The organism is Paenibacillus lautus, from assembly GCF_050482385.1.
Lineage (GTDB): Bacteria > Bacillota > Bacilli > Paenibacillales > Paenibacillaceae > Paenibacillus_AQ > Paenibacillus_AQ lautus_B.
Genome location: NZ_JBCNHV010000002.1, coordinates 66,071 through 92,640 on the forward strand (window position 1 = coordinate 66,071; position 26,570 = coordinate 92,640).

Here is a 26,570-nt window from a genome sequence, read left to right on the forward strand (position 1 = left end):
GTGTCCTGTATGGTAAAATGGTATAATATTATAAAATGTCAATCGCGCTTTCAATGCAGCAGATTTATTAGATAGGGGGTAATTTTCATGACAAAGCACCCGGTAGTCGTTCGGTTAAAGACGGGTCTTCACGCCAGACCGGCCGCGCTGTTCGTTCAGGAAGCGAATAAATACTCATCTGAAATCTTCGTTGAAAAAGATGATAAAAAAGTAAATGCCAAAAGTATCATGGGAATTATGAGCCTTGCGATCAGCTCTGGTACGGAAGTTTACATTAGTGCTGAGGGAGCCGACGCTGAGCAAGCGGTTACTTCACTCGTGAACTTGGTGAGCAAAGAGGAACTCGAGAACCAATAAGGGCAACCGTGATTGAAGTTTAAGAAAAGTCTTGTTACTGCAAGGCTTTTTTTGCTATCAAGCTCTGGTATTGCTGGGATTCTCGCTTGATTCTACGTACATAAGAATAGGTTTTAAGAGAAGGGGCGGAGACATGCGCCCTTTTTCAATTTTGGGGCCCTCGCAAAGGATTTGGAATAAACATCGTAGCATAAGCTCCACTTTGTGGGGTTATTTTGCGTTGTTTTCATAAAATTAAGCCTTTGTTTAACTTCAGTTTAACTTGTTGATATATTCTTTCCTTACAGATGATAAATAGGGATGGAAGGGAAGAGAAACCGATGAGAGAAACGGATCATACTTCTATACAAGAAATAACGCAGGAAAAGTCGGCCGGCAGCAATAAAGCAGGTTCGCAGGCCTTCTTCCGGCTGTTGAAAGAAACGAAACCCCCGATGCTGCTGCTGATTGGAGCGATCCTGCTGAGTGTGGTGTCCACCCTGATCGGACTAGTCATTCCGATGTTTACAAAGAGCCTGGTGGATGGCTTCTCCTTAACGGATATGAATCGTTCCCATATCATCGGGCTTGGCATCGCGTTTGTGTTGCAGACGATTGCCTCGGGGGTCTCGATTTTCCTGCTGAGTTATACGGGACAGAAGATGGTGGCTGCCCTTAGGGATCGGCTGTGGAAAAAGCTGCTTGTACTGCCGATCCGCTACTTCGATCATAACCGTTCAGGGGAATCGGTTAGCCGAATGACGAATGATACAGGAGTGATCAAAAGTCTCATATCGGACCATGTGGCCGGATTCTTCAGCGGGATCATTTCTATTGTCGGTTCCATTGGGGTACTCCTCTATTTAAACTGGAAGATGACGCTGACGATGTTTATCGTCATTCCGATTGCAGCGCTGATTCTTGTGCCGCTCGGCAAGAAAATGTATAAAATATCGCTTGGCATGCAAGATGAGACAGCTACGTTTACAGCGAATATCAGTCAGGTGTTGTCCGAGATTCGCTTGGTTAAAGCTTCTAATGCTGAGGACAGAGAGTATGAGAATGGGCATAAAGGGATTACTAATCTGCTGAATTTCGGGATCAAGGAAGGTGTGGTATCCGCCTGGATCGCGCCGCTGATGTCCTTCGTGCTGATGATGCTGCTGGTGGTGGTCATCGGGTATGGCGGACTTCAGGTATCCACAGGGGCGCTGACCGCTGGGGAACTGGTTGCGTTTATCCTGTATCTGATTCAGATCGTGATGCCGATGACGCAGTTAACGACGTTTTTTACCCAGTTTCAGAAGGCTAAAGGAGCAACGGAGCGAATATTGGAAACGCTGGATGCAGAGGAAGAGTCCATTTCGGCCGGTACTGATGTGGTGAACGCGAATCAGGTGATGTCCATCGAGAATCTTTCGTTTGGTTACAAGCCGGATGAGCTGGTGCTGCATGATATCAGCTTTCAGATGGAGCCGGGCACGGTCACGGCCGTGGTTGGACCGAGTGGCGGCGGCAAAACGACGCTGTTCTCCATGCTGGAGCGTTTTTACCTTCCGCAAAAAGGGCAGATTCGATTGGGCAAGACGGCGATCGATACGTTCTCTTTACGCTCATGGCGCGGATTGATCGGCTATGTTTCACAGGATAGTCCAATGATTGCGGGAACCATTCGTGACAACTTATGTTATGGGATGGACCGGGAGGTTAGCGATGGTGAGATCCGAAGAGCGGCAGAAATGGCCTATGCGGATGGATTTATCGACGAGCTGCCTCATGGCTTTGATACGGATGTGGGCGAACGGGGCGTGAAGCTTTCGGGCGGACAGCGGCAGCGGATTGCCATCGCCAGAGCCCTGCTGCGGGATCCCAAGATTCTGATGCTGGACGAAGCCACTTCCAGTCTGGACAGCCGTTCCGAGATTGAAGTGCAGAAGGCACTCAAGAACCTCATGGCTGGACGGACGACGATGATTATCGCGCACCGGTTATCCACGGTGGTGGGAGCTGATCAGATTATTTTCCTTGAAAAAGGAACGGTAACCGGACGGGGAACGCATGATGAATTGATTGAGCAGCATGATATGTATAGGGAATTTGCCGTGCAGCAGCTGCAAATGAATGAAACGATCGAGGCCTAAGGCCTAAGGGCGCCTTGAAGATGCTGGGGAAGAAGGGATGGCAACCATGGCAAAAATATTGGTAGTGGACGATGACCCGAACATCCGCGAACTCATAAAGGTGTTCCTGGAGGAAGCGGGAATGGAAGAGGTGTTCGAAGCTTCGGATGGCGTCGAGGCCTTGTCCGTCATGGATCAGACATCCGTCGATCTGGTCGTGATGGATATCATGATGCCGAATATGGACGGATGGGAGTTATGCCGGGAGATCCGGAGGAACACCGGTATTCCCGTGCTGATGCTGACGGCCAAAGGGGAGACGAGACAGATCGTGAAGGGCTTTGAGCTGGGCACCGACGATTATCTGGTGAAGCCCTTCGAGCCCGCAGAGCTCGTCGTGCGCGTCAAAGCGCTGCTGAAGCGGTATCAGGTAGCCGCATCGCAGACGGTGACCGTCGGCAAGTTGCAGATGAACCGCAGAACCTATGAGGTCAAGGCGGGTGATGAGGTTTTTACCCTGCCGCTGAAGGAGTTTGAGCTTCTCTTCAAGCTGGCCAGCTACCCGGGGAGCACGTTGACGCGTGATCGGTTGATCGAAGAGATATGGGGCTATGACTTTGAAGGGAACGAACGGACGCTGGACGTCCACGTGAATCGGCTGCGGGAGCGGTTCCTGGAGGAGAAGTACCGGTTCAGGATTCGGACGGTGCGCGGGCTGGGATATCGCCTGGAAGCAGGTGAGGGCTGATGAAAAAAACACCCAAAATCTTGTGGAAGATCGTTCGAGAAACGCTTCAGACGATTTTGGTTTTCGCGGTCTTGGGAGCGTCATGGACGGCGGCGACTTATGTGACTCGGTTTGTTTACACCTGGACGGGAACCCCGCCGTGGGATTATGCCATCCAACTGATCGACTTGTTTGTCGGCGTGATCATTTTCTTCCTGTGCATGCTGGTCGTGGGCATGTTCTTCAAGCACCGGCAAATGGCCATGCTGAATTCCATTACGGATGCCATGCGACGGATATCGCAGGGGGACTTCAATGTAAAGATGAACGAAAATGAATGGCGCGGGGAGTTCAAGATGATCGCGAGCAGCATTAACGACATGGCTGGCGAATTGGGGCGGATGGAGACCATGCGTCAGGATTTCATCTCTAATGTGTCCCATGAAATCCAATCCCCACTTACTTCGATTCGGGGGTTTGCAAGGGCGCTCCGAAGTCCCCGCCTTACGGAGGAGAAGAGAGCCCGTTATCTGGAGATCATCGAAGGAGAGAGCCGCCGCTTGTCGCAGTTGAGTGACAATCTGTTGAAGCTGTCATCCCTGGAAGGAGAGCAGCCGGCATTCGAAAGGGCCCGCTACCGGCTCGACGGGCAGCTGCGTGCGATCGTCTTGGCGAATGAACCGCAATGGCTGGCGAAGCGGATTCAGGTGGATCTGGACCTCGCTGAGGTAGAGATTGAGGCAACGGAGGATCTCCTGAGTCAAGTATGGAACAATTTGCTGCACAACAGCATCAAATTCACGCCCGAAGACGGCATGATCACGATCGTGCTGAAAGCAGGAGAAGACGGGGCCGAGGTTACGATGACGGATACGGGAGTCGGGATGTCGGAGTCGGATCAGCTGCATATATTCGAACGCTTTTACAAAGCGGACAAATCGCGCAATCGCGCCGCGGGCGGCAGCGGGCTGGGATTATCCATCGTGAAGCGGATCGTCGATATTCATCAAGGGAAGATAACGGTCCAATCCGAGCTTGGGAAGGGATCGAAATTTACGGTGATGGTACCTTATAAGCGATCTCTGGATACGAAGTAATGATTGTGCAGTGAAGGTTTGACATTAAAATTGTACGTGAAGCTGTGACATGAAGTTGGATATGAAGTTTAGATGGGCTTGGATATGAAGAATAGTTGGGTTTAATGAAGTACGTGGGGAGCTGACATAAAAAGGACGCTGATCGTGTGACTCTCCTCCAGGAAGGCGGGAAGGTATAGAGGATTAGGACTGTTTTGGGGATGTTCTCAAGAAGATACTAAAGGTGTGAGGAGATGGCTGCTTGCCCGCCATATCTGGAACAACTTGAACCGAATATGTCCATAGAACAGGAGTAAGGGCTATGATCGCCCCTACTCCTGTTTGAGCTGTGCGTGATGCGATATGGACAAACTCACCGAGTTGGGTTAAAGCAGGTGAATTAGCTAAAACGGTCGAATTTAGCGGACACCAAGGACCTTATTTGCCGAATTAAGCGCCGTATTCTAAAATAACGGACTCCAGATCCGTTATTTTAGGATTTGTTTAGGTAAATGCCGCCTTTTGGAAGGAATAACGGATCCTTGGTCCGGAAGTTTCCGGAAAACCGCCATTTTCCCTCAAATAAGGTACTCTCGGTCCGTTAGCTCCACTAAAGCAGCGTGCAGCCATCGCACGACCACCGCAGTCGACTCTAATTTTAATGCACATGCCATTATTAGCCGTATGATAACCGGTTAGTCTCACCCTAACGGGCTAGCTGGAAGGGTCGCTGGTTACTGCATGAATCTAGTCGACAGCCCTCCAAGCCTGCCCCAGACCACACACCGTGCGCACAGGGAGCAGTGAGCACAGGGAGCAGAACGCTAGGGAGCAGAACGCACAGGGAGCAGAACGCTAGGGAGCAGAACGCTAGGGAGCAGAACGCACAGAGAGCAGAACATACAGAGAGCGGTACACACAGGGAGCAGCCCCAAGGTACATGTAGCTACACGGCAGCGGTTTGTTAAAGATAGGTTAGCTGCGTGATTACAGCACCTTTTCCAAAAAGCTAATCGTCCGCTCATGTTTCGGTCGGCCGAACACTTCCTCTGGCGGGCCTTCCTCTACGATGTATCCGCCATCCATGAAGATCACCCGGTCCGCAACCTCGCGGGCAAAACCCATCTCGTGCGTGACAATCATCATCGTCATGCCTTCGCGCGCCAGATCCTTCATGACGCCGAGCACTTCGCCGACCATCTCGGGGTCCAGCGCCGATGTCGGCTCGTCAAACAGCATGATGTCCGGATTCATCGCCAGCGCCCGGGCGATCGCCACACGCTGCTTCTGACCGCCCGACAGCTGGCTCGGGAAGGCCTCCGCCTTATCGGAGAGGCCTACTTGCTCCAGCAGCTTTAGCCCCGTGGCACGCGCCTCAGACGCGTTCTGCTTGCCCAGCTCGACCGGGGCAAACGTAATGTTCTTCAGCACGTTGAAGTGGGGGAACAGATTAAAATGCTGGAACACCATGCCGATGTTCTGGCGCGCCTTGTTGATGTCTGTTTTAGGGTCATTGATATCCTTGTCATGCACGAATACCCTGCCTGCCGTAATGTCCTCCAGACGATTGATGCAGCGCAGGAAGGTGCTTTTGCCGGAGCCCGAAGGCCCGATGACACAGACAACTTCGCCTTCCTGGACCTGCATGTTAATGCCCTTCAGCACCTCATTCGTGCCAAAGTTCTTCTTCAGTCCTTCTACGCGGATTTTATCCATGACGCACCTTCCCTTCCAGACGGCCCGAAATTTTGGTCAGAATCGTGATCACGACCAGATACATGATGGCGACCACAAGCCAGATATCAAACGAAGCGAACGTTCTTGCAATGATGATTTTCCCGGATTGGGTCAATTCGACCAGACCGATTACCGACAGGATCGACGTATCCTTGAGCGTGATCACGAGCTGGTTAATAAAGGTCGGAATCATGACTTTGATCGCCTGGGGAATGATGATTTTCATCATGGCTTTGCGATATGGCAGACCGAGCGAGCGGGCAGCCTCCAGCTGTCCAGGGTCAATGGATTGGATTCCGCCCCGGATAATTTCCGTTACATAAGCACCGGCATTCAGGCTAAGTGTCAGGACCGCTGCCACGATCGGCGACATCGTGAAGCCGAGTGCCTGCGGAATACCAAAGTAGATGAAGAAGGCAAGGACTAGCAGCGGTATGCCGCGGAAAATGTCCACGAATACGGTTGCGATGCCTCGGAGCCATTTATTGCGTCCGACCTTCATAAAGCCGAATATCAACCCTAAGAAAAACGCGAAGAACAGCGATACGATGGTCAGCAGCAGTGTATTGCCAAGGCCCTTCAGCAGCGAAGGCAGCGACTCCACGATCAGATCCCAGCGGCTTTGACTCGCCGCGCCTACGGCATTTTCGCCAATGTATTTTGCCTTAATACGTTCATACTCTCCGCTTGCCTTCAGGTTGATCAAGCCGGCATTGAATTTCTCCAGAAGCTCTTGGTTCTGTCCTTTACTAACGGCAAATCCGTAGGAGGCGCCAGGCACCATATCCGTAACGATCTTCAGTCCATTGTTCTGTTCGACTCCATAAGCCAGCACGGGGAAGTCGTCAAAGCAGGCAACGGAATTGCCGGTCCTGACATCGTCATACATCTGGGCCGAATCGTCAAAAGGCACGATGGTGAATCCGTATTTGGAGGAAATGGATTCCGCGAAGCTGTAGCCCTCCGTACCCGTTTTGACGGCCACTTTTTTTCCTTTTAAATCCTCATACCCTTTGATGGACTCCTGATCCTGGCGAATGGCCATGACCACACCCGAGTTAAAATATGGTTCGGAAAAGTCGAATTTCTGCTTCCGCTCATCCGTGATGCTCATGCCGGCAATGACGCCGTCCACCTGATTGGCTTCCAGCGCCTGAACCGCGGCATTGAAGCCGAGCGGCTTGACTTCATATTTGAAGTTTTGATCTTTCGCGATCGCATCCAGCAGATCCATGTCGATACCGACAAATTTGCCGCTTGCATCCTGGAATTCAAACGGGGCAAACGTAATGTCGGTTCCGATCTGATAGGTTTTACCGGAGGCTGGCTCTGCCGCGGCGCTTGCCGCCCCGTATGGCATGCCCGCTGCCATGAGTAGCAGCAGTGACATGAACGCGTATAACATCCGGAATGATTTCATAGTGACCTCCTCTTTTTAACACCGATGTAGTTAGTTACCCATGAAGGCTTCCTTATTAAACAGTTGCCGTCATCTTCATTGGGTATCTTATTTTGTTAATCCACCAATCATGCCTAGTTATCCCAATTAATAGGGGCGTATCAACAAAGTTAAAGAAAAATCTCAAAACGCTCCGTTCCGGATGCAACATTTACCAATACCCTCACGTTAGAAGGGTAAGGCAAGCATGGCAGCGATGCCAATATAAAGGAGGCTGACAATAATGAAAAGATGGGTCAAACAAGTAGGTTCCATCATGATTGCAGGTGCACTGTTGACTGGCAGTACGGCTGTAGTAGGATTGAGCGGGGCAACCGAGGTGCATGCAGCGGAGGCAGCACAGCAAAACCTTCTTACCGTACTCGGTAAAGGCGAGATCTCGGTGAAGCCAGATATCGTATATCTTTCCATCGGGGTTGAATCATATGCGGAAACCGCAAAATCCGCACAGAAGAGCAATGCGCAGAAAATGGATAAGATTACGAAGATGCTGAAAGAAACATGGAAGATCGATGACAAGGATATCAAAACCGAACAATTCTATGTACAGCCTAACTATACGTACTCGGATGATAATGGACGTAAAGTGAAGAATTACAGTGCTTATCATTCTCTGGAAGTCACTCTTCGCGACTTAAGCAAAGTCGGCGATCTGCTCGATGCAGCGTCCGATGCCGGCGCCAATTCCATTGGCAACGCGCGTTTCTCGGTTGAGAACCGTGAGGCTTTTGAAGCCCAAGTGATAGATAAAGCCATGGCGAATGCGGACCTGAAAGCCCAAGCAATGGCAAAAGCCTCCAAGCGCCAGCTGGGTATCGTGCTTAACATTGTGGAAGGTTCTGTGGGTATAGATAACATCTACGGTCTCGAAAAAATGGCGATGGAAGCACAATCCGTTGCAGCGGACGCGGGCGCCAACACCTCTGTGAAGCCAGGCGAGATCAAAATCTCGACGCAGCTGTACGTGCAATATGAGCTGAAATAGCAGCTGATTTCGACTAAGAATACGGAAAACCGTTCATCCAGGTCTTACCGGGTGGACGGTTTTTTGTGTATCCTTTTTCGAAAAATGAAATACCATAATCAGGGCCCATATCCGTCCCTTCCCCTGTCGTAATACACAGAAAAGTGTTGTGTATAGGGGGAAAACGAGGTATAGTGAATATGCGAAAAACTGAACTTTATCTTAAACGTTACAGCCATACCCGTGGATATGGCTTTTTTTTCTTAGTAGAGACTTCTAGACGCTTCCACCCTTAAGAAACGGATTCTGCCAACCTGAGCACGATGGGCAGTATGACCGTTTCTTCTTAGTGGGGAACGTTTTGTGCATACTGGCTAGCAGGAATGTACACATGGAATAGGTCACATTTTGAAGAAGGGGTTGATGCATGTGATTGAACTTGTCCAGATCGAGAAGCATTTTCAGGGACAAGCGGTCGTGCATCCGCTGTCGCTCTCCATTAAAGAGGGGGAATTCCTGACTTTGCTGGGCCCCAGCGGCTGCGGCAAAACGACGATTCTCCGAATGATAGCAGGATTCGAACAACCGACCGAAGGACAGGTCTGGCTGGCGGGTCAGAATGTGACGGAAATGCCTGCGAACAAGCGGGACTTGAATCTGGTATTCCAACACTATGCTCTGTTTCCGCATATGACCGTAGAAGATAATATTGCTTTTGGGTTGAAAATGAAAAAAATGCCGCGTCAGCTCATCAAAGAGCGGGTGGACGAGGCTGTTGCCATGACACAGCTAACCGCCCTGCGGGAACGCTTTCCGCACCAACTGTCCGGCGGACAGCAGCAACGCGTGGCCATCGCCCGCGCCATCGCCAACAAGCCGAAGGTGCTGCTGCTGGATGAACCGCTGGGTGCATTGGATCTGCAGCTCCGCAAAAATCTGCAGTCCGAGCTCAAGCATTTGCAGCGGACGCTCGGGATTACGTTTGTCTATGTAACGCACGACCAAGAGGAAGCCATGATGCTCTCCGACCGGATCGTCATCATGAATCACGGACGGGTGGAGCAAATCGGTACGCCGCGCGAGATCTATGCGAAACCGCAAACGCTGTTTGCCGCCACGTTTGTAGGGGAGAACAACGTCTTTTCCTCGCCCGAAGGTCTTTTTGCAGTGCGGCCGGAGAAACTCATTCCGCAGCGGGAGTCGGGTGGCAGGAAGAACGGCGTGATTGAGGATGTACAGTACCTCGGCAGTGTCCATAAGCTGCTGGTCCAATTGGATGATGAACCGATGAAAGTCACGATTGCCCTGGATATCTCGGATGATCATCCTTGGGAGGTTGGTGAACGGGTCGGGGTGAACTGGAACACCAAGGATGAGGTGATCATCGGGCCATGAGGAAATCAAGGTTCCTGTTGACTCCGGTGCTGCTGTGGTTATCCCTGTTCTTGATCGTTCCGATGCTGATTGTGGTCGGCATCTCCCTGCTCTCGCGGGATTCGCTGGGGAATATCGTTTTTACCTTTAGTCTCGAAGGCTATAAAACCTTTTTTGATCCATTATATTTAGGAATTTACTGGGATACCCTGGTATTGTCGCTGCTGACTACGGTGATTTGCTTGTTAGTCAGCTATCCTTTGGCCTATTATATAGCCAACGCTTCCCCGCGTATCCAAACCTGGGGATTAATTCTGATCACCGTCCCGTTCTGGATTAACTTTCTGATCCGCACTTATGCCTGGGTTCTGCTGCTACGAACGCAAGGCGTGGTCAACAGCCTGCTGCTGTGGATGGGATGGATCGACGAGCCGATTCAAATGTTGTATACGTATGGCGCCGTACTTCTCGGCATGGTCTATAATTTCATTCCCTTCATGGTGCTGCCGATTTACGTGGCCCTGGAGCAGATGGATAAGCGTCTGTTAGATGCGGCCAGCGATCTGGGCGCTTCTAGGTGGAAGGCATTCCGCCACATTACCTTGCCGCAGAGCAAATCCGGTATCATGACGGGAGCGGTTCTGGTCTATGTCTCGACTTCCGGGATGTTTGTAGTTACGGATATTTTGGGAGGCGCGAAGTCCTCCATGATCAGTAATATCATTCAGCAGCAGTTCCTCGGTGCGCGCAACTGGCCCTTTGGAGCGGCGTTGTCGGTGATCTTTGTGATCACGTCCCTGGTGCTGATCCTGCTCTTTAACCGGGCGATGCAAGCCCGCCATCAACGCGTAGGGGAGGGGAGATAAGTGAAGAAGAAGAATCACCCGCTGCTCGGGATTCACTCTTTCCTTATGATGGCTTTCATCTATGTACCGATCATCATGATCATCATCTATTCCTTTAACAACACGCGGCTTAGCGGAAACTGGGAAGGATTTACGTTGGATTGGTATGTGTCGCTATTCGAGAACCGGCACGTGATGGAAGCGCTGATGAACAGTTTGACGGTGGCGGTCATATCGACGATCGTTTCCACCCTGCTTGGAACCGCGGCGGCGCTCTCGCTTCGGAGTATGGGGCGCAGAGGCCGCAGCGGCATGAATGGGCTGCTGTATCTGCCGGTTATTATCCCGGATATTATTATGGGGCTGTCGCTGCTGGTATTGTTCAGTCAATTGAATATGCCGCTTGGCAAGATGACGGTGATCATCGCCCATATTACATTCAGCCTGTCGTATGTCTATGTTGTGGTGACGGCCAGACTGTCGGGCATGGGCAAACAGCTGGATGAGGCCGCCCAGGATTTGGGCGCTACGCCTTGGCAGACGTTTCGGCATGTTACATTGCCGCAGATTGCCCCGGGCATTATCTCCGGCGCTTTGATTGCTTTTACGCTGTCATTGGACGATTTTATGGTCAGCTTTTTTGTCGCCGGCCCAAGCTCAACTACGCTGCCGATCTATATTTACGCTCAGGTGAAGCGCGGTATCTCGCCAGAGATTAACGCGCTGTGTACGCTGCTCATTCTAGTCAGCATCACGCTGATTCTGTTAGCCCAATATATTCTTAACCGCGGCAATGGGCAAAAGAAACATAAAACATTACCGATCTAAGCTTAGATGAACGCTTTTTTTGAAATAAAACATGCAAGTGGAAAGAGAGGAGATATTGAATTGAAAAAATTTAGATGGACCCGCCTGCTGACGGCAGGCATGGTTGCGGTATTGTCTGTAGGACTCTTGGCCGGTTGCGGATCGGATAAGGAGACGCTCCACATTTACAGCTGGGCGGATAATTTTGATCCCGAGGTGCTGAAGGACTTCGAAGCGAAGTTCGACGTGAAGGTAACCTACGACAATTATGCAAACAATGAAGACCTGCTAGCTAAAATCAAGGCTGGCGGCAGTGGATATGACCTCATTCAGCCGTCCGATTATATGGTGAAAACAATGATTGAATCGGAGCTGCTTGAGCCGCTTGATATGAATAATATCCCGAACTTCGTCAATCTTACGGATACTTTCAAAGACCCTTCTTATGACCCGGGCAATAAATATTCGATCGTTTACACGTCCGGTGTAACGGGAATTGCATATAACAAGAAGTATGTGAAAGACGAAATCAACAGCTGGGAAGACCTCTGGAACCCGGAATACAAGGGCAAAGTCCTGCTTCTGGACGACAACCGCGAAATGATCGGCATGGCACTGAAAAAGCAAGGGAAATCCAACAGCAGCACGGATGAAGCGGAAATCACCGCAGCTACGGATGACCTGAAGACTCTGCTGCCGAATGTGCTTGCGTTTGATACGGATAACATCAAGCAGAAGATGATTCAAGAGGAAGGCTGGATTGCTACAGTTTGGTCCGGAGACGCGGCGTTCATCGCGGCGGAGAATCCGGATGTGGCGTATGTGGTTCCTGAAGAAGGAGCAACCATCTTCTCCGATAACTACGCGATTCCTAAGGGAGCCAAGAATAAAGAGCTGGCTGAAAAATTTATCAACTTCATGATGGAGCCTGAAGTCAGCGCCAAAAACTATGAATTTATTGGATACAGCAATCCGAACACCAAAGCGATGGAATTCCATAGCGAGAAATACCGCGCCAATACGATGATCAACCTGACAGATGAAGAGCTGGGCCGTACCGAATGGCTCGATAATGTCGGTGAATCGCTCTCCATTTACGACCGTCAGTGGTCCGAGCTAAAGAGCGGTCGTTAATATAAGTTTGCTTTTTCATATTTTTGTAATAAAAAGAGCCTGTCCCATGAGGGGCAGGCTCTTTTTTGTTTGCAAAGAATAGGTCATAAGACCCGGAATGGGAAAAAATGTCCGATTTATGCGAATCGAACCACAACTTCGGGGTCTGTTTCGTTGTTATATATAAGGGAGGACGCAAACGACTTTAGAACAGGTTTCTATGCGTTTAATCAAGAAAGGTAAAGAGGTTTGAGCGATGTGATGGGCTTGCTGATTATTGCAGGAATTGTTGCAGGAGTTATGGCGATTTTGCTTCTGGACTTTTTGGAGGAAAAGGCGCGCTGCGCTTACTGCTGCTGAGTATTCACCATGCGCTTGTCGGTATTGGCTTATTTCTTTTAACTTAGTGATTGAAGGCAGTGACATGTTATGGTTTGTAGGCGCATGCGCTCTCTTAGTTCGGTGTGTTTCTAAGCGTGACAGCGTTCATACAGAATGATTGAACGAACGTATAGGACCTATGGCATGGAATCAAAATTGTCATTGGCGTTGTTACCAATACATTGAAAGCTTTCCTTATAATGATTAAGGGTAATAGAATAACAACTAACGGAAACTTAATTTAACAAAGGTGGAATTCTGATATGAATCCTAAATTACGTGTATGCGCATCATTAATTGCAACTAGCGTCCTGCTTGGCAGTCTGGGTTTGAGCGGACAGGTCATCGATGCAAGCGCCGCTAAGGCACCCGTTTCCGCCAGCCAAAAATCGTCAAAGAATGAAGTCGTACTGAAATGGAATGGCAAGACCCTGTCACAGAAAGGTCTCGTGCTGCACGGGGTAACTTATGTGCCGGCAACCGCTTTGCGGGACGGCCTCGGGATGCCTCTTAAATATGATTCGAAGGAACGAACGTATACGCTGGATAATGGCTATCACAAGCTGAGCGCTGTCGTATATGCCTCAAGCGAAATCGGTATTCTGATTAATGGTTCGTACGCCGGCGAGCCTGGCGGACAGATCATCAATGGACGTCTGTATCTGCCATTCAAATATATTAGCGAATACATGGGCGTTCAGGGACAATGGAACCCTTCCCTGAAAACACTCAGCATGACGCAGAAAAAACAGAATGACATTACGATCAAATCGGCTACGCTGAAGAAGAAGATTCTGGGCGTGGATGCCGTTGTGAACTATCCTGTAATCAGTGGACTCGATAATGCGGAGGCGCAAGCCGAGATCAACAAAGTCCTGAAAGAAAATGCTTCCGGCGTAATCACAGGTGCTGAAGGGAATGCTGAAGAATTCCCTCCTTCGGAATCCAATCTCCCCTACGAATTCAGTGGTGACTTTGTGGTTCATTACAACCAGAACGATATCCTGAGCATTACGACGTACGATTATTCTTATACCGGCGGCGCCCATGGGATGACCTTCCGTAAAAGCTTCACCTTCTCCTTGAAGGATGGCAAGCAAATGAAGCTGGGCGATTTCATCAACATGCAGGGCAAGAATAAACAGAAGCTGAACAACCTTGTGCTGAATACGATGAAAAAAGAAGGGGGCTACCTCGGCGGATTTGAGGGCGTGCCTGCGGATGCTGATTTTTATGTGAAGGATAATGCTGCGGTGCTGTACTTCCAGCTTTATGAGTACACCGCGTATGCCTATGGATTCCCGGAATTTGAGCTGAACCTGAAAGAGTGGAAGTAAGAATATACGGTAAGCGGTTTGTGTAAACTGTAATCATTTATTTTCATACTATAGCTTGTCTAGAAACATTATGTTGTCCTGATGTAACGCTGTGCTGGAACCATTGGAAGAAAATCCCTTGATCACGAAGGAGTGGAGCGCATACTCCCGCTTCCTATGATCAGGGGATTTTCGCGTTTATCGAGAGGCTTGCCTCCGATTACGAATATGTGATCTTTAGGAATGGCTATTTTAGGCATATTCTGATTAACATAGTCCTCTCGATGATAACTTGTACAGCTTGTACACGCTTGTACACCATGCGCTGCTCCCTGTGGGCACGATGAGTGGTCCGGGGCAAGCAAGCCGTATGATAAAAGGCCATAAGTTGCCCTATGGGTTACCGGATGCCACCCTGTTTATGGAATCAGTGAGGGTAGCGAACATTAGGCCGACGCACCGAATTACCCTTGCAAGAAACCTGCACGGGTTTTCTTTTATTTCCCTTCCCTCAAGTTAAGGCAGGCCTTTTAGGAGGTGGGTGGCTTTGTTCTTTGTCTCTAAGGCTTTTTTGAAAAAGTTGTACCGAAGTGAGAGTACCCCCGGAGGAGCAACGCGTTCGCCTTTGAAATCGGGAAACCTCCATATCCATTCATTCAAGTTTCCCGATTTCAACAGCGACCGGAGGGGATACTCTCACTACTTCCGTACTCGAAATTTTCAATGAATTCCCCTTCAGAGAATAAGAAAGGGCAGGCCCCGGATAACGGCGCCTGCCCTTTACTTCATTTCTTTTATAAGCCTTGCGGCGGTGTATTCTCTAATACTTGATCGATCAGGCCATATTCTTTGGCTTCGTCAGCCGTCATGAAGTAGTCACGATCGGTATCCTTCTCGATGCGCTCCAGCGGTTGGCCAGTGCGATCAGACAGGATGCGGTTCAGCTTGTCGCGCATTTTGAGAATGCGGCGAGCACGGATCTCAATATCCGTAGCTTGACCTTGTGCGCCGCCGAGCGGCTGGTGAATCATAATCTCGCTGTTAGGCAGACCGTAACGTTTGCCTTTAGCGCCTGCGTTGAGCAGGAATGCGCCCATCGAAGCAGCCATGCCGACACAGATCGTCGAAACGTCCGGCTTAATGAACTGCATCGTATCGAATATCGCCATACCTGCGGTAATGGAACCGCCAGGACTGTTGATGTAAAGATGAATATCCTTCTCAGGATCCTCAGCCGACAAGAACAGCATTTGGGCAATGATGGAATTGGCGACCACGTCATTTACGTCGGAGCCGAGGAAGATAATGCGGTCTTTCAGCAATCTGGAATAGATGTCGTACGCCCGCTCACCGCGGTTGCTTTGTTCAACGACCATAGGTATAAAACTCACGTGGAAAACCTCCTCTTAAGTACCTCATATAAATACTGTTACCGTATTACCCACATGATAAACAATTTAAATCAAAAAGTCAAAGATAGTCAAACTATTGGGTAAAAAAAAGAGCCGTCATGGGCACTTTAGGGTAATCAGTATAGAGAATAAAGATAAAATGGCGCGCCCGCGAGGAATCGAACCTCGATCTCAGGCTCCGGAGGCCTACGTCATATCCATTGGACCACGGGCGCATAAGAGAAACGTCTATCGACGTACATTCAAAGAAGACAGACCGCGTTTAGCGGTAGTTTTTCTTGCGATATCAGGAAGCTGGCTCCGCGAAGTTTATACTTTCAGATATCTAAAAAAATTAGCAACGAAGTTGATTATACCGCATCTATTTCAAAAATACAATAGCAGACAAAACTTTGTTCCTATTATATAGACAAGCCTGTAGTTGGTCATAATGAATAAGAATGCTTGGGGTAGAGAAATATACTTTCGGACACTTGCAACCGGCATGATTATTGGTTAGAATAAGGGTGGGACTTAAAAAGTTCGACTGGGACATTTTACGACCAGGTAGAGGAGAAGCCGAGACGAAGTTTGCAGGAGTGGAATGCATGCGTAACCTATTAGAAATACAAGAGCAGCTTCTGCCGGATCTGATGGACATTCTTAAACGAAGGTATTCCATCCTTCATCAGATCAAGCTGTCCGGAATTGTTGGCCGAAGAACACTGGCTTCATCACTCTCGATGACCGAGCGTGTCCTCAGAGCAGAGACTGATCTTCTGAAAGCGCAAGGGCTAATCGAGATTGAAACGCTTGGCATGCGGATCAGCAGCTCAGGGATATGCTTGCTGGAGGAACTCGAACCGGTTATGAATGAGTTATTCGGACTGGTTGAACTGGAAGAGAAGATTCGTCAGGCTTACGGGCTTCGTAAAGTGGTCATTATTCCCGGTGACAGTGAGTTATCTCCGGAAGTCAAACGCGAGCTTGGCCGTGCCGGAGCAAGAACGCTGCTAAGCTTTGTAAAGGATGGAGATACAATCGCCGTAACAGGCGGCTCCACGCTCGCCGAAGTAGCAGAGCAGATGTCCTCTTTACCTGGTGGCGAACCGCTGACAAGCACTTGGTTTGTGCCTGCCCGGGGCGGTCTCGGGGAGAGTGTCGAGATTCAAGCGAACACCATTGCCTCCAAGATGGCAAAGCGTGTGGGGGCTGAGTACCGATTACTTCATGTACCGGATCTGCTAAGCGAAGATGCCTACCAGTCTTTGGTGCAGGATCAGCATATCCAGGAGATTGTGGATGTGATCAGGCGCTGCCGTGTCATTATTCACGGCATCGGAGATGCCATGGAAATGGCAAGAAGGCGGAAGTTGGATGAAAACTCTATTCAGAACTTACAGGCAGATGGCGCGATTGCGGAATCCTTTGGTTACTACTTCAGTGAAGATGGTGAAGTTGTCCACAAAATGCTTACCCTTGGGCTTCGGCTTGAGGATATTATGCAGACAGAGACGATCATCGGCATTGCTGGAGGGCAAGGCAAGGGCAAGGCGATTCACGCGGTGCTAAAATTCGGACATGAGGATATTCTCGTCACCGATGAAGCAGCTGCACTGGAAGTCGAGAAGGAGATTGACGCCGGTATTTGAATCCACGGGCGTACAACTGATTTTTCATTATTGTTGTCTTGATTGGCTTAACGGCCAATCTTGAATATATAAATTTTACAAATATGGAGGGAACTACTCATGGTTAAAGTAGGTATTAACGGTTTTGGACGTATTGGACGTAACGTTTTCCGCGCTGCGCTGAACAACAGCGAAGTTGAAATCGTGGCAATCAACGATTTGACGGACGTAAAAACGCTGGCACACCTTTTGAAATATGACACAACTCACGGAAGACTTAATGCAACAGTTGAAGCTAAAGAAGGCGCACTCGTTGTAAACGGCCGTGAAGTGAAAGTATTCGCTGAGCGTAACCCAGAAGCATTGCCTTGGGCTGAGTATGGCGTTGAAATCGTTGTAGAATCCACTGGTATTTTCACAGCGAAAGACAAAGCATCCGCTCACTTGAAAGGCGGCGCTAAGAAAGTTATCATCTCCGCTCCAGCAACTGACGAAGATATCACCATCGTTATGGGCGTTAACGAAGACAAATACGATGCAGCTAACCATACTGTAATCTCCAACGCTTCTTGTACAACCAACTGCTTGGCTCCTTTTGCTAAAGTTCTTGACGAGAAGTTCGGTATCGTTAAAGGTATGATGACTACGGTTCACTCCTACACGAATGACCAGCAAGTGCTTGATCTTCCGCACAAAGATCTGCGTCGTGCTCGTGCAGCTGCTGAAAACATCATTCCATCCACAACAGGTGCTGCTAAAGCGGTTAGCCTCGTTCTGCCACAATTGAAAGGCAAATTGAACGGTATGGCTATGCGTGTACCTACGAAGAACGTTTCTGTAACGGACCTCGTAGTTGAGCTGTCCAAAAACGTAACACTTGAAGATGTAAACGGAGCTCTGAAAGCAGCTGCTGAAGGCCCGCTCAAAGGCATCTTGAACTACTCCGAAGAGCCGCTTGTATCCAGCGACTACAATGGCGACCCAGCTTCTTCCACTATCGATTCGCTCTCCACTATGGTAGTTGGCGACAATATGGTGAAAGTTGTTTCTTGGTATGACAACGAGTGGGGCTACTCCAACCGTGTCGTTGACCTCGCTGCTTACATCGCAAGCAAAGGTCTGTAATTGATCTAGCCATACAATCGAAGAGGAGTTCCGTTTCACGGGTCTCCTCTTTGGTTCATGGTTTTTCCTTGTTTTCATGCCAGAGCACTGGGAAGAATAGACAAGATCCGGGCGCTGGTTAGCGATAGAGAGAGAAACGAGAGCAACTGCATGCTGTCGGTGAGGAGAATAGTTTTCTTAGGAGGAACGTGGAGATGAACAAGAAAAGTGTACGTGATGTAGAAGTAAGTGGCAAACGGGTGTTTGTCCGCGTCGATTTCAATGTACCGCTCGAAGATGGTAAAATTACAGACGACACTCGTATTCGCGAGACTTTGCCGACCATTAAATATCTGGTAGAGCAAGGAGCGAAAGTCATCCTGGCCAGCCACATGGGCCGTCCAAAAGGAGAGGTCGTTGAATCTTTGCGCCTGACTCCGGCAAGTCAGCGTCTGTCCGAGCTGCTCGGTAAACCGGTAGCCAAGGCGGATGAAGCGGTAGGAGAAGCGGTTAAAGCGCAGGTAGAGAAGCTGCAAAACGGCGATGTGCTCGTGCTTGAAAATGTTCGTTTTTACCCTGGTGAAGAGAAGAATGATCCGGAACTTGCGAAGCAATTCGCTGAGCTTGCTGATCTGTTCGTGAATGACGCGTTTGGTGCTGCTCACCGTGCGCACGCTTCGACAGAAGGTATCGCTCATCATCTTCCGGCAGTATCAGGATTGTTGATGGAGAAAGAGCTGTCCGTTCTCGGTAAAGCCCTTTCGAATCCGGACCGTCCTTTTACCGCCATCATCGGTGGATCGAAGGTTAAGGACAAAATCGATGTGATCGACAACCTGCTTACGCTTGCTGACAATGTCATCATCGGCGGTGGACTTGCTTACACGTTCTTCAAAGCTCAAGGCCATGAAATCGGTCAATCTCTGCTCGATAAAGATAAGCTTGATGTTGCACTTGGTTTCATCGAGAAAGCTAAAGAGCTGGGCAAAAACTTCTACCTGCCGGAAGATATCGTCGTTACGGACGAATTCAGTGCAGACGCGAATACTAAGATCGTTGATATCGACGGCATTCCAGCCGATTGGGAAGGCGTAGATATCGGTCCTAAGACTCGCGCCAAGTATGCAGAAGTGATCAAGAACTCCAAACTTGTCGTGTGGAACGGTCCTATGGGCGTATTCGAAATCGCTCCGTTCTCTGGCGGTACTCGTGAAGTGGCACAGGCCTGTGCGGATACGGAAGCTTACACGATTATTGGCGGCGGCGACTCGGCTGCAGCTGCGGAGAAATTCGGCCTTGCCGACAAGATGAATCACATCTCGACAGGCGGCGGTGCATCTCTTGAGTTCATGGAAGGCAAAGCACTTCCTGGTGTTGTGGCACTGAACGATAAATAGAATGAGGCACTATATTGGATAGCAAGTGGATGAAGTTTGGACCCCGATTCTTCGGGGGAATAAAGGAGTGAATCGTGTGAGAACACCTATCATAGCTGGTAACTGGAAAATGTTCAAAACCGTTCCGGAAGCAGCTTCATTTATTGAAGACGTGAAAGGCAAAGCGGAAGTAGAAGGCGTGGAAAGCGTGATTTGCGCGCCATTTACCAATCTTCCTGCATTGGTTGAAGCGGCCAAGGGCACGAACATCAAAATCGGTGCACAAAATCTTCATTTTGAGGATAATGGCGCCTTTACTGGTGAAATCAGCGGTTTGATGCTGAAGGATCTGGGCGTGGACTATGTCATAATTGGACATTCCGAGCGCCGTCAGTATTTTGCCGAAACCGATGAGATCGTGAACAAGAAGGTACATGCGGCATTCCGTCATAGTCTTCTTCCGATCGTATGCGTTGGCGAAAAGCTGGAAGAACGCGAAGCCGGCCAAACCAAAGACGTGTGCAAAGTACAAACGGAAGCTGCGTTCGCAGGTGTTCCGTCTGATCAAGCGATTCATGTCGTTATTGCTTATGAGCCAATCTGGGCGATCGGAACAGGCAAATCTTCTACGGCAGAGGATGCAAACGAAGTCATCGCCTATATTCGTGAACTCGTTAAAGGCCTGTATGGCGAAACTGTTGCAGAACAAGTTCGCATCCAATACGGCGGTAGCGTGAAGCCTGAAAATGTAGCGGAGTATATGGGACAAAGCGACATCGACGGCGCGCTCGTTGGTGGTGCAAGTCTACAACCGGCTTCCTACATCGCACTCGTTGAGGGGGCGAAGTAAATGTCTGCTCCAAAACCTGTAGCTCTGATCATCATGGACGGTTTCGGGCTTCGCAACACCGAGGTGGGCAATGCGGTCGCACAAGCGAACAAGCCTAACTACGACCGGTATTTGAAGCAATACCCGAACACTACGTTGACTGCTTGCGGTGAAGCCGTAGGCTTGCCGGAAGGTCAAATGGGGAACTCCGAAGTGGGTCACTTGAACATCGGCGCAGGCCGGATTGTGTATCAAGATTTGACTCGTATCACGAAGTCGATTCGTGAAGGAGAATTCTTCGAGAACGAAACGTTGGTGGAAGCCGTTCGCGCTGCCAAGAACAACAACAAGAAGCTGCATTTGTACGGGCTGGTATCTGACGGCGGCGTTCACAGTCATATTGAGCATATGTTCGCCATGCTGGATCTTTGCAAGAAGGAAGATTTCCATGACGTTTACATCCATGGCTTCATGGATGGACGTGACGTGGCACCGGACAGCGGCAAGCAGTTCGTTAAGGATCTGATTGCGAAGATTGAAGAAGTTGGCGTTGGCCAAATCGCTACGCTTTCCGGTCGTTATTATGCGATGGACCGCGACAAGCGTTGGGATCGTGTCGAGAAAGCTTACCGTGCCATGGTGTATGGCGAAGGACCTAAATATACGGATCCACTCAAAGCCATCACTGAATCTTACGAGAAATCGGTTTACGATGAATTCGTAGAACCGACCGTGATTGTCAATGGTGAAGGCGAGCCGGTTAGTCTGGTGGAGAGCGGAGATTCTGTCATCTTCCTGAACTACCGTCCTGACCGTGCGATTCAGCTGTCCCAAGTGTTTACAAATAATGATTTCCGTGGCTTTGAACGTGGACCGAAGTTCCCGCAAAACCTGCATTTTGTCTGCTTGACGCTGTTCAGCGAGACGGTGGAAGGCTTCGTCGCCTACAAACCGAAGAATCTCGATAACACGCTGGGTGAAGTGCTGGTTCAGCACAACAAGAAGCAGCTTCGTATTGCGGAAACCGAAAAGTATCCGCATGTCACGTTCTTCTTCAGCGGTGGACGCGATGTTGAGCTTCCAGGCGAAACACGTGTACTGATTAACTCGCCGAAAGTGGCGACGTATGATCTGAAGCCGGAGATGAGCGCTTATGAAGTGGCGGATGCTTGCGTGAGAGAAATCGAAGCGGATAAGCATGATGCGATTATCTTGAACTTCGCGAACCCGGACATGGTAGGCCATTCCGGCATGCTGGAGCCGACCATTAAAGCCGTTGAGACTACGGATGAGTGTGTCGGTAAGGTCGTTGAGGCTGTTTTGGCAAAAGGCGGGGTTGTTCTGATCACCGCTGACCACGGAAATGCGGACATGGTATTTGACGAGAATGGACGTCCATTCACCGCACATACCACGAACCCGGTTCCGTTCATCGTAACGGATGAGAATGTAACGCTGCGTGAAGGCGGTATTCTCGCCGACATCGCGCCAACCATTCTCGACCTGATGGGTCTGCCGAAGCCTGACGAAATGACGGGGACCTCCATGATTGCAGCACGTAAATAAGTGGTTCATAATAGAACATAAACATAACATTTCAAAGGAGACTATACACATGACTATTATTTCTGATGTATATGCACGCGAAGTCCTTGACTCCCGCGGTAATCCAACCGTAGAGGTTGAAGTATACCTGGAATCCGGTGCGATCGGTCGCGCGATCGTTCCATCCGGTGCTTCCACTGGCATTCACGAAGCCGTTGAGCTTCGCGACGACGACAAATCCCGTTACCTGGGCAAAGGCGTTCTGAAAGCTGTTGAGAACGTGAACGAAATCATCGCTCCTGAAGTGATCGGCATGGACGCTCTGGACCAGCTCGGCATCGACAAGCTGATGATCGCTTTGGACGGTACGCCAAACAAAGGCAAACTGGGTGCGAACGCAATTCTGGCCGTATCCATGGCTGTAGCTCGCGCTGCTGCTGATGCATTGGATCTTCCATTGTACGTTTACCTTGGCGGATTCAACGCCAAACAACTTCCAGTACCTATGATGAACATCGTGAACGGTGGCGCTCACGCGGACAACAACGTTGACGTTCAAGAGTTCATGGTATTGCCTGTTGGCGCTCCTAGCTTCAAAGAAGCGCTTCGCATGGGTGCTGAAATCTTCCACAACCTGAAATCCGTTCTGAAAGGCAAAGGCCTGAACACGGCGGTTGGTGACGAAGGCGGCTTCGCTCCTAACTTCACATCCAACGAAGATGCACTGTCTTCCATCATCGAAGCAATCGAAAAAGCCGGCTACAAGCCAGGCGAAGATGTATTGCTGGGTATGGACGTAGCTTCCACCGAGTTCTTCAAAGATGGCAAGTATGTTCTGGAAGGCGAAGGCAAATCCTTCACACCAGCAGAATTCGTGGACTTGCTCGCTTCTTGGGTAGACAAATACCCAATCGTAACCATCGAAGACGGATGCTCCGAGGACGATTGGGAAGGTTGGAAATTGCTCACCGAGAAATTGGGTAACAAAATTCAACTCGTGGGTGACGACCTGTTCGTTACCAACACCGAGCGTCTGGAAAAAGGTATCAACGAAGGCATCGGTAACTCCATCCTGATCAAAGTAAACCAAATCGGTACATTGACTGAAACATTCGATGCGATCGAAATGGCAAAACGCGCAGGATACACGGCTGTAATCTCCCACCGTTCCGGTGAGTCCGAGGACAGCACGATCGCTGATATCGCAGTAGCTACGAACGCAGGTCAGATCAAAACGGGTGCTCCTTCCCGTACAGACCGTGTGGCAAAATACAACCAATTGCTTCGCATCGAAGATCAATTGGGCGAGCTTGCTCAATACAACGGCTTGAAGTCGTTCTACAACTTGAAGCGCAAATAATTGAAATAATAGAAAGCCCAGCTCCTGCTTTTGGGGGAGCTGGGCTTTTTTGCATTAACTTGAGGGATGCTTGGGGGAGGGAGTGGCTGCACACTCTAATATCGTGCTGTGGGACGATGCGTATATCGGTTCCGGTCGCTGTTAAAATCGGGAAGCAGGAATGAAATAGGTTTAAGGAAGCTTCCCGATTTTAAAGGCGAACGCGTTGCTCCTCCACCCGATATACGCACCTGAGCAACAAAATAGAACAAATCTACACATCCACTGCGCTTGCCCTTGGCATCGACCGCACATATCCATGCAATTTCAGGCATTCCCATTCTCAAGCGAACCCGTGCTGATATAATTGAAGAACAAGCGAGCGAAAAGGAGAGTGCGGGAGGGTGCTGAACCGAATACGATTCCTGTTTCCACACAAGCTGAAATACCGTCTGTTTGCCGCGTTCGTTCTGGTCATACTGCTGCCTTTCGGCATTTTGAATTTGTACAACTACCAGCGGATCGAGACCTTGGTCCAGGAGAAAATCAGTCAGCAGAGCCACAGCCAGCTGGAGCAGATGTATCGAACGCTTGAGGATCAGTTGAGCGTGGCCTTTAAAACGCTGATCTTTCTAGAGCAGGATTCGACGGTGGCCTCCGTGCTGACCCATCCCGGGCAGCGACAAGGACTCGAGAACAAAAACCTGATGGAGGAAAAGTTCAAAAATTTGAACAACAGCTTTTTCCTGTATAATCCGTCGGTCTACTTCACGATTCTCGATTTCCATGGTAACGCTTACACTTCATATTCTCCCAGAGAGGCCCTCGATTACAGAAAGCTGCGGGACAACCCTGGCTTTGATAGGGAACAGATGGAGGGCGTGTCGTATCACTGGGTTTCGAGCGATGCGAATTACGTGCTGAGGGATATCTCCACGAGCCCTTACCTGCTGTCGCTGTACGCTTACATGGAAACTCCCCGCAACAAGCCGTACGGCATGGCCCGGATCAGCATCGATTACTCCTTTTGGTTTCAATCTGTAATGAAGCAGTCGACGCTGCGACAGGAATATTTTTTGATTACGAGCGCCGGTGAGAACGTATCCCAATCGATCCTGAACAGCAGTCTGACAAGCGAGGTGAAAGCCAGGATTGCAGCCGAGCCTAGGCAGAAGTATTTTATCGACAAAGCTTCGAACACCCTGGTGAATTATATTTACGTGGAGTCGCTGGACTGGTATATCGTGAACCGGATTCCGCTGACGGTGCTCTTTAACGAGATCGAGGAGCTGAAGCGCCAATATTTCATGACCTTTTTCCTGCTGACCGGCGCTTTTCTCATTATGACTTTCATTATTGCCGCCACGATTACCCGGCCGTTATCCCATTTGCAGAATAAGATGAAGGCCGTTGTCCGCAACAATCTGAAAATCCGGCTGCCGGAGCACAAGTTCCGAGGCGAGATTCTGGAACTGACGCAGACGTTCAATTCCATGCTCAACGACATGGATGTGCTGATTCAGCGATTGAAGGCCGAGGAAAGGCAGAAGGAAGCAGTGCATTTTCATATGCTGCTCGCTCAGATGAACCCTCATTTTCTGCTCAACACGCTCAATACGGTCAAATGGAGTGCCATTCGCCACGGGAATGAGGATATCACGAATATCACCCTGTCTCTCGGCAAGCTGCTGGAGGCGAGCCTGAATACGGAGAAGGATCTGGTGCACCTGAAGGATGAAATCGAGCTGGTGCAGGCCTATGTCCATATTCAGCAGGTGCGTTATAATCACCGTTTTGACGTGACCTTTGCGTATGATGAGGACATCCTCTATGCGCTTGTACCCAAACTCTGCCTGCAGCCGCTCGTGGAGAATGCCATCCTACACGGAATCGGGCCGCTGCCGGAGCAGGAGGGACTCATTGAAATTACCGTTACCCGGGAGGGGCCGGACCGATTGGCGGTGGAGATCAAGGACAATGGCGTCGGCATGGAGCAGTCCCGGCAGGCGGGCGGGATGCGTAAACGTCCGGGCATCGGTCTCAGCAATGTGCAAGAGCTGCTTCGGCTGCTGTTTAAAGAAGAGGGCAGCATGGAGATTATTTCTTCGGAGCGGGGAACGCGGATTCGATTTTCTATCCCGTTGTTAATCTCAACGCCTTATCAGAACGATCACTTGATTTCATCATAACGGGCAGATTATTCGCCTCTGGCCTATGTAGGCTTGGAACCGGATTGAAAGCTGTGAGGAGGAGAGACCTATGTGGAAGGTGCTGCTGGTTGAGGATGAGGTGTTTGTGCGAGAGTCCGTGCGGGAGATCATCGCGTGGGAGGAGCTTGGATTCAAGGTGGCAGGAGAGGCAGGCAACGGTGCCGAGGCGCTTGAGATGATCCGCAGGGATCCGCCCGACCTGGTGCTGACCGATATCGTGATGCCGGAGATGGATGGCGTGGAACTACTCCGCAGAAGCCGGGAAGAAGGGTACGCCTCGAAGTTTGTGATGCTGACCTGCATGAGTGATTTCGAGTATGTCCGGCAAGCGATGGAATACGGGGCATCCAACTATATTCTGAAGCTATCGATGAGCGTGAATACGCTGCGGGAAACGCTGCACAAAATGAATGCTGAGCTGACCAAGAATAACCCGCACCCAAGCCCTAGCCAGCCTGTTTCGATTCCGGTCGCGTCCACGGAGACGATGCCGTCACGGCCGGCGCATCATGTCTCCCCCAAGGAAATCACGTCGCACCCGGAAGTGCAGAAGATATTGCAGTATATCCATGAGCACTACGAGCAGGACATTACGGTGAAATCGATGTCGGGCTACGTGATGATGGGCGAAAATTACGTCAGCGCGCTCTTCAAGAAAAAGACCGGACGCACCTTGATTCATTATTTGCACCAGGTCCGGGTGGATAAAGCCATCGCGTATTTGCTTCAAACCGACCTCCCTGTTCACGAGATCGGCGTCCGTGTGGGATTCGTGAACGACAATTATTTTATTAAAATCTTCAAGCGGCTGACCGGCTTCACGCCGAGTAAATATAGACAACACCGCAAAGGCCCCCAATAGAACGAATCCATGCGGGAAATAGGGGCTT

At 49.9% G+C, this 26,570-nt stretch carries 21 protein-coding genes and 1 tRNA gene; 18 read left to right on the forward strand and 4 right to left on the reverse strand.

Going from position 1 to position 26,570, the window contains the following annotated elements; all coding sequences use genetic code 11:
- The first annotated feature begins 87 nt into the window (after nt 1–87).
- The 4 genes from ABEW73_RS05165 to ABEW73_RS05180 all read left to right on the forward strand — a co-directional run bounded on the left by ABEW73_RS05165 (nt 88) and on the right by ABEW73_RS05180 (nt 4,280).
- Nucleotides 88–357 (forward strand): HPr family phosphocarrier protein, encoded by a 270-nt coding sequence (locus ABEW73_RS05165; protein WP_006207570.1) that lies wholly within the window; start codon nt 88–90, stop codon nt 355–357.
- A gap of 320 nt (nt 358–677) precedes the next feature.
- On the forward strand, nt 678–2,477 hold the full coding sequence (locus tag ABEW73_RS05170) for an ABC transporter ATP-binding protein (protein WP_430169493.1): 1,800 nt from the start codon (nt 678–680) through the stop codon (nt 2,475–2,477).
- 46 nt (nt 2,478–2,523) lie between these two features.
- On the forward strand, nt 2,524–3,204 hold the full coding sequence (locus tag ABEW73_RS05175; protein ID WP_430109921.1) for a response regulator transcription factor: 681 nt from the start codon (nt 2,524–2,526) through the stop codon (nt 3,202–3,204).
- The gene (locus tag ABEW73_RS05180; protein ID WP_430169489.1) at nt 3,204–4,280 is read left to right on the forward strand and encodes a HAMP domain-containing sensor histidine kinase; all 1,077 of its coding nucleotides are present in this window, start codon (nt 3,204–3,206) and stop codon (nt 4,278–4,280) included. The genes ABEW73_RS05175 and ABEW73_RS05180 overlap by 1 nt, the downstream gene beginning before the upstream one ends.
- Nucleotides 4,281–5,246: 966 nt before the next feature.
- Here ABEW73_RS05180 and ABEW73_RS05185 read toward each other — a convergent pair.
- The gene (locus ABEW73_RS05185; protein ID WP_076326183.1) at nt 5,247–5,975 is read right to left on the reverse strand and encodes an amino acid ABC transporter ATP-binding protein; all 729 of its coding nucleotides are present in this window, start codon (nt 5,973–5,975) and stop codon (nt 5,247–5,249) included.
- Nucleotides 5,968–7,356 (reverse strand): amino acid ABC transporter substrate-binding protein/permease, encoded by a 1,389-nt coding sequence (locus ABEW73_RS05190; RefSeq protein WP_430169629.1) that lies wholly within the window; start codon nt 7,354–7,356, stop codon nt 5,968–5,970. The genes ABEW73_RS05185 and ABEW73_RS05190 overlap by 8 nt, the downstream gene beginning before the upstream one ends.
- Nucleotides 7,357–7,678: 322 nt before the next feature.
- Here ABEW73_RS05190 and ABEW73_RS05195 point away from each other — a divergent pair, with 322 nt between their 5' ends.
- The 6 genes from ABEW73_RS05195 to ABEW73_RS05220 all read left to right on the forward strand — a co-directional run bounded on the left by ABEW73_RS05195 (nt 7,679) and on the right by ABEW73_RS05220 (nt 14,276).
- A complete protein-coding gene (locus ABEW73_RS05195; RefSeq protein ID WP_430169486.1) occupies nt 7,679–8,440 on the forward strand; it encodes an SIMPL domain-containing protein in 762 nt (253 codons plus the stop codon).
- A gap of 402 nt (nt 8,441–8,842) precedes the next feature.
- Nucleotides 8,843–9,814, forward strand: a complete 972-nt coding sequence (locus tag ABEW73_RS05200; RefSeq protein WP_430169483.1) for an ABC transporter ATP-binding protein — start codon at nt 8,843–8,845, stop codon at nt 9,812–9,814.
- The gene (locus ABEW73_RS05205; RefSeq protein WP_430169480.1) at nt 9,811–10,659 is read left to right on the forward strand and encodes an ABC transporter permease; all 849 of its coding nucleotides are present in this window, start codon (nt 9,811–9,813) and stop codon (nt 10,657–10,659) included. Before ABEW73_RS05200 ends, ABEW73_RS05205 begins: the two co-directional genes overlap by 4 nt.
- Entirely contained in the window at nt 10,660–11,466 is an 807-nt protein-coding gene (locus ABEW73_RS05210; protein WP_353049474.1) for an ABC transporter permease, read from the forward strand.
- A gap of 60 nt (nt 11,467–11,526) precedes the next feature.
- Nucleotides 11,527–12,579, forward strand: coding sequence for an ABC transporter substrate-binding protein (locus ABEW73_RS05215; RefSeq protein ID WP_430169476.1), 1,053 nt, complete (start codon nt 11,527–11,529; stop codon nt 12,577–12,579).
- A gap of 623 nt (nt 12,580–13,202) precedes the next feature.
- Entirely contained in the window at nt 13,203–14,276 is a 1,074-nt protein-coding gene (locus ABEW73_RS05220; protein WP_430169473.1) for a PdaC/SigV domain-containing protein, read from the forward strand.
- Between the two features lie 773 nt (nt 14,277–15,049).
- Here the strand turns inward: ABEW73_RS05220 and clpP are convergent.
- On the reverse strand, nt 15,050–15,646 hold the full coding sequence (clpP, locus tag ABEW73_RS05225; RefSeq protein ID WP_006207581.1) for an ATP-dependent Clp endopeptidase proteolytic subunit ClpP: 597 nt from the start codon (nt 15,644–15,646) through the stop codon (nt 15,050–15,052).
- A gap of 161 nt (nt 15,647–15,807) precedes the next feature.
- Nucleotides 15,808–15,882, reverse strand: a tRNA-Arg gene (locus ABEW73_RS05230).
- A 372-nt stretch (nt 15,883–16,254) separates the two neighbouring features.
- On the opposite strand from ABEW73_RS05230, the gene ABEW73_RS05235 reads away from it, so the two are divergent.
- The 8 genes from ABEW73_RS05235 (at nt 16,255) to ABEW73_RS05270 (ending at nt 26,542) form a co-directional block, all read left to right on the forward strand.
- The gene (locus tag ABEW73_RS05235; RefSeq protein ID WP_076326191.1) at nt 16,255–17,298 is read left to right on the forward strand and encodes a sugar-binding transcriptional regulator; all 1,044 of its coding nucleotides are present in this window, start codon (nt 16,255–16,257) and stop codon (nt 17,296–17,298) included.
- A gap of 99 nt (nt 17,299–17,397) precedes the next feature.
- Nucleotides 17,398–18,402 carry a type I glyceraldehyde-3-phosphate dehydrogenase gene (gap, locus tag ABEW73_RS05240; RefSeq protein WP_098741346.1) on the forward strand — a complete coding sequence of 335 codons (1,005 nt, stop codon included), beginning with the start codon at nt 17,398–17,400 and terminating at the stop codon, nt 18,400–18,402.
- Between the two features lie 194 nt (nt 18,403–18,596).
- Nucleotides 18,597–19,778 carry a phosphoglycerate kinase gene (locus tag ABEW73_RS05245; protein WP_430169469.1) on the forward strand — a complete coding sequence of 394 codons (1,182 nt, stop codon included), beginning with the start codon at nt 18,597–18,599 and terminating at the stop codon, nt 19,776–19,778.
- A 76-nt stretch (nt 19,779–19,854) separates the two neighbouring features.
- Nucleotides 19,855–20,607, forward strand: a complete 753-nt coding sequence (gene tpiA / locus ABEW73_RS05250; RefSeq protein WP_430169466.1) for a triose-phosphate isomerase — start codon at nt 19,855–19,857, stop codon at nt 20,605–20,607.
- On the forward strand, nt 20,608–22,152 hold the full coding sequence (gene gpmI, locus ABEW73_RS05255) for a 2,3-bisphosphoglycerate-independent phosphoglycerate mutase (protein WP_127595111.1): 1,545 nt from the start codon (nt 20,608–20,610) through the stop codon (nt 22,150–22,152).
- A gap of 49 nt (nt 22,153–22,201) precedes the next feature.
- Nucleotides 22,202–23,491: a phosphopyruvate hydratase gene (gene eno, locus ABEW73_RS05260; protein WP_076326196.1), complete on the forward strand. Its 1,290-nt coding sequence runs from the start codon at nt 22,202–22,204 to the stop codon at nt 23,489–23,491.
- A 383-nt stretch (nt 23,492–23,874) separates the two neighbouring features.
- Nucleotides 23,875–25,659, forward strand: coding sequence for a sensor histidine kinase (locus tag ABEW73_RS05265; protein WP_430169463.1), 1,785 nt, complete (start codon nt 23,875–23,877; stop codon nt 25,657–25,659).
- A gap of 70 nt (nt 25,660–25,729) precedes the next feature.
- Nucleotides 25,730–26,542: a response regulator gene (locus ABEW73_RS05270; RefSeq protein WP_430169460.1), complete on the forward strand. Its 813-nt coding sequence runs from the start codon at nt 25,730–25,732 to the stop codon at nt 26,540–26,542.
- Nucleotides 26,543–26,570 lie beyond the last annotated feature (28 nt).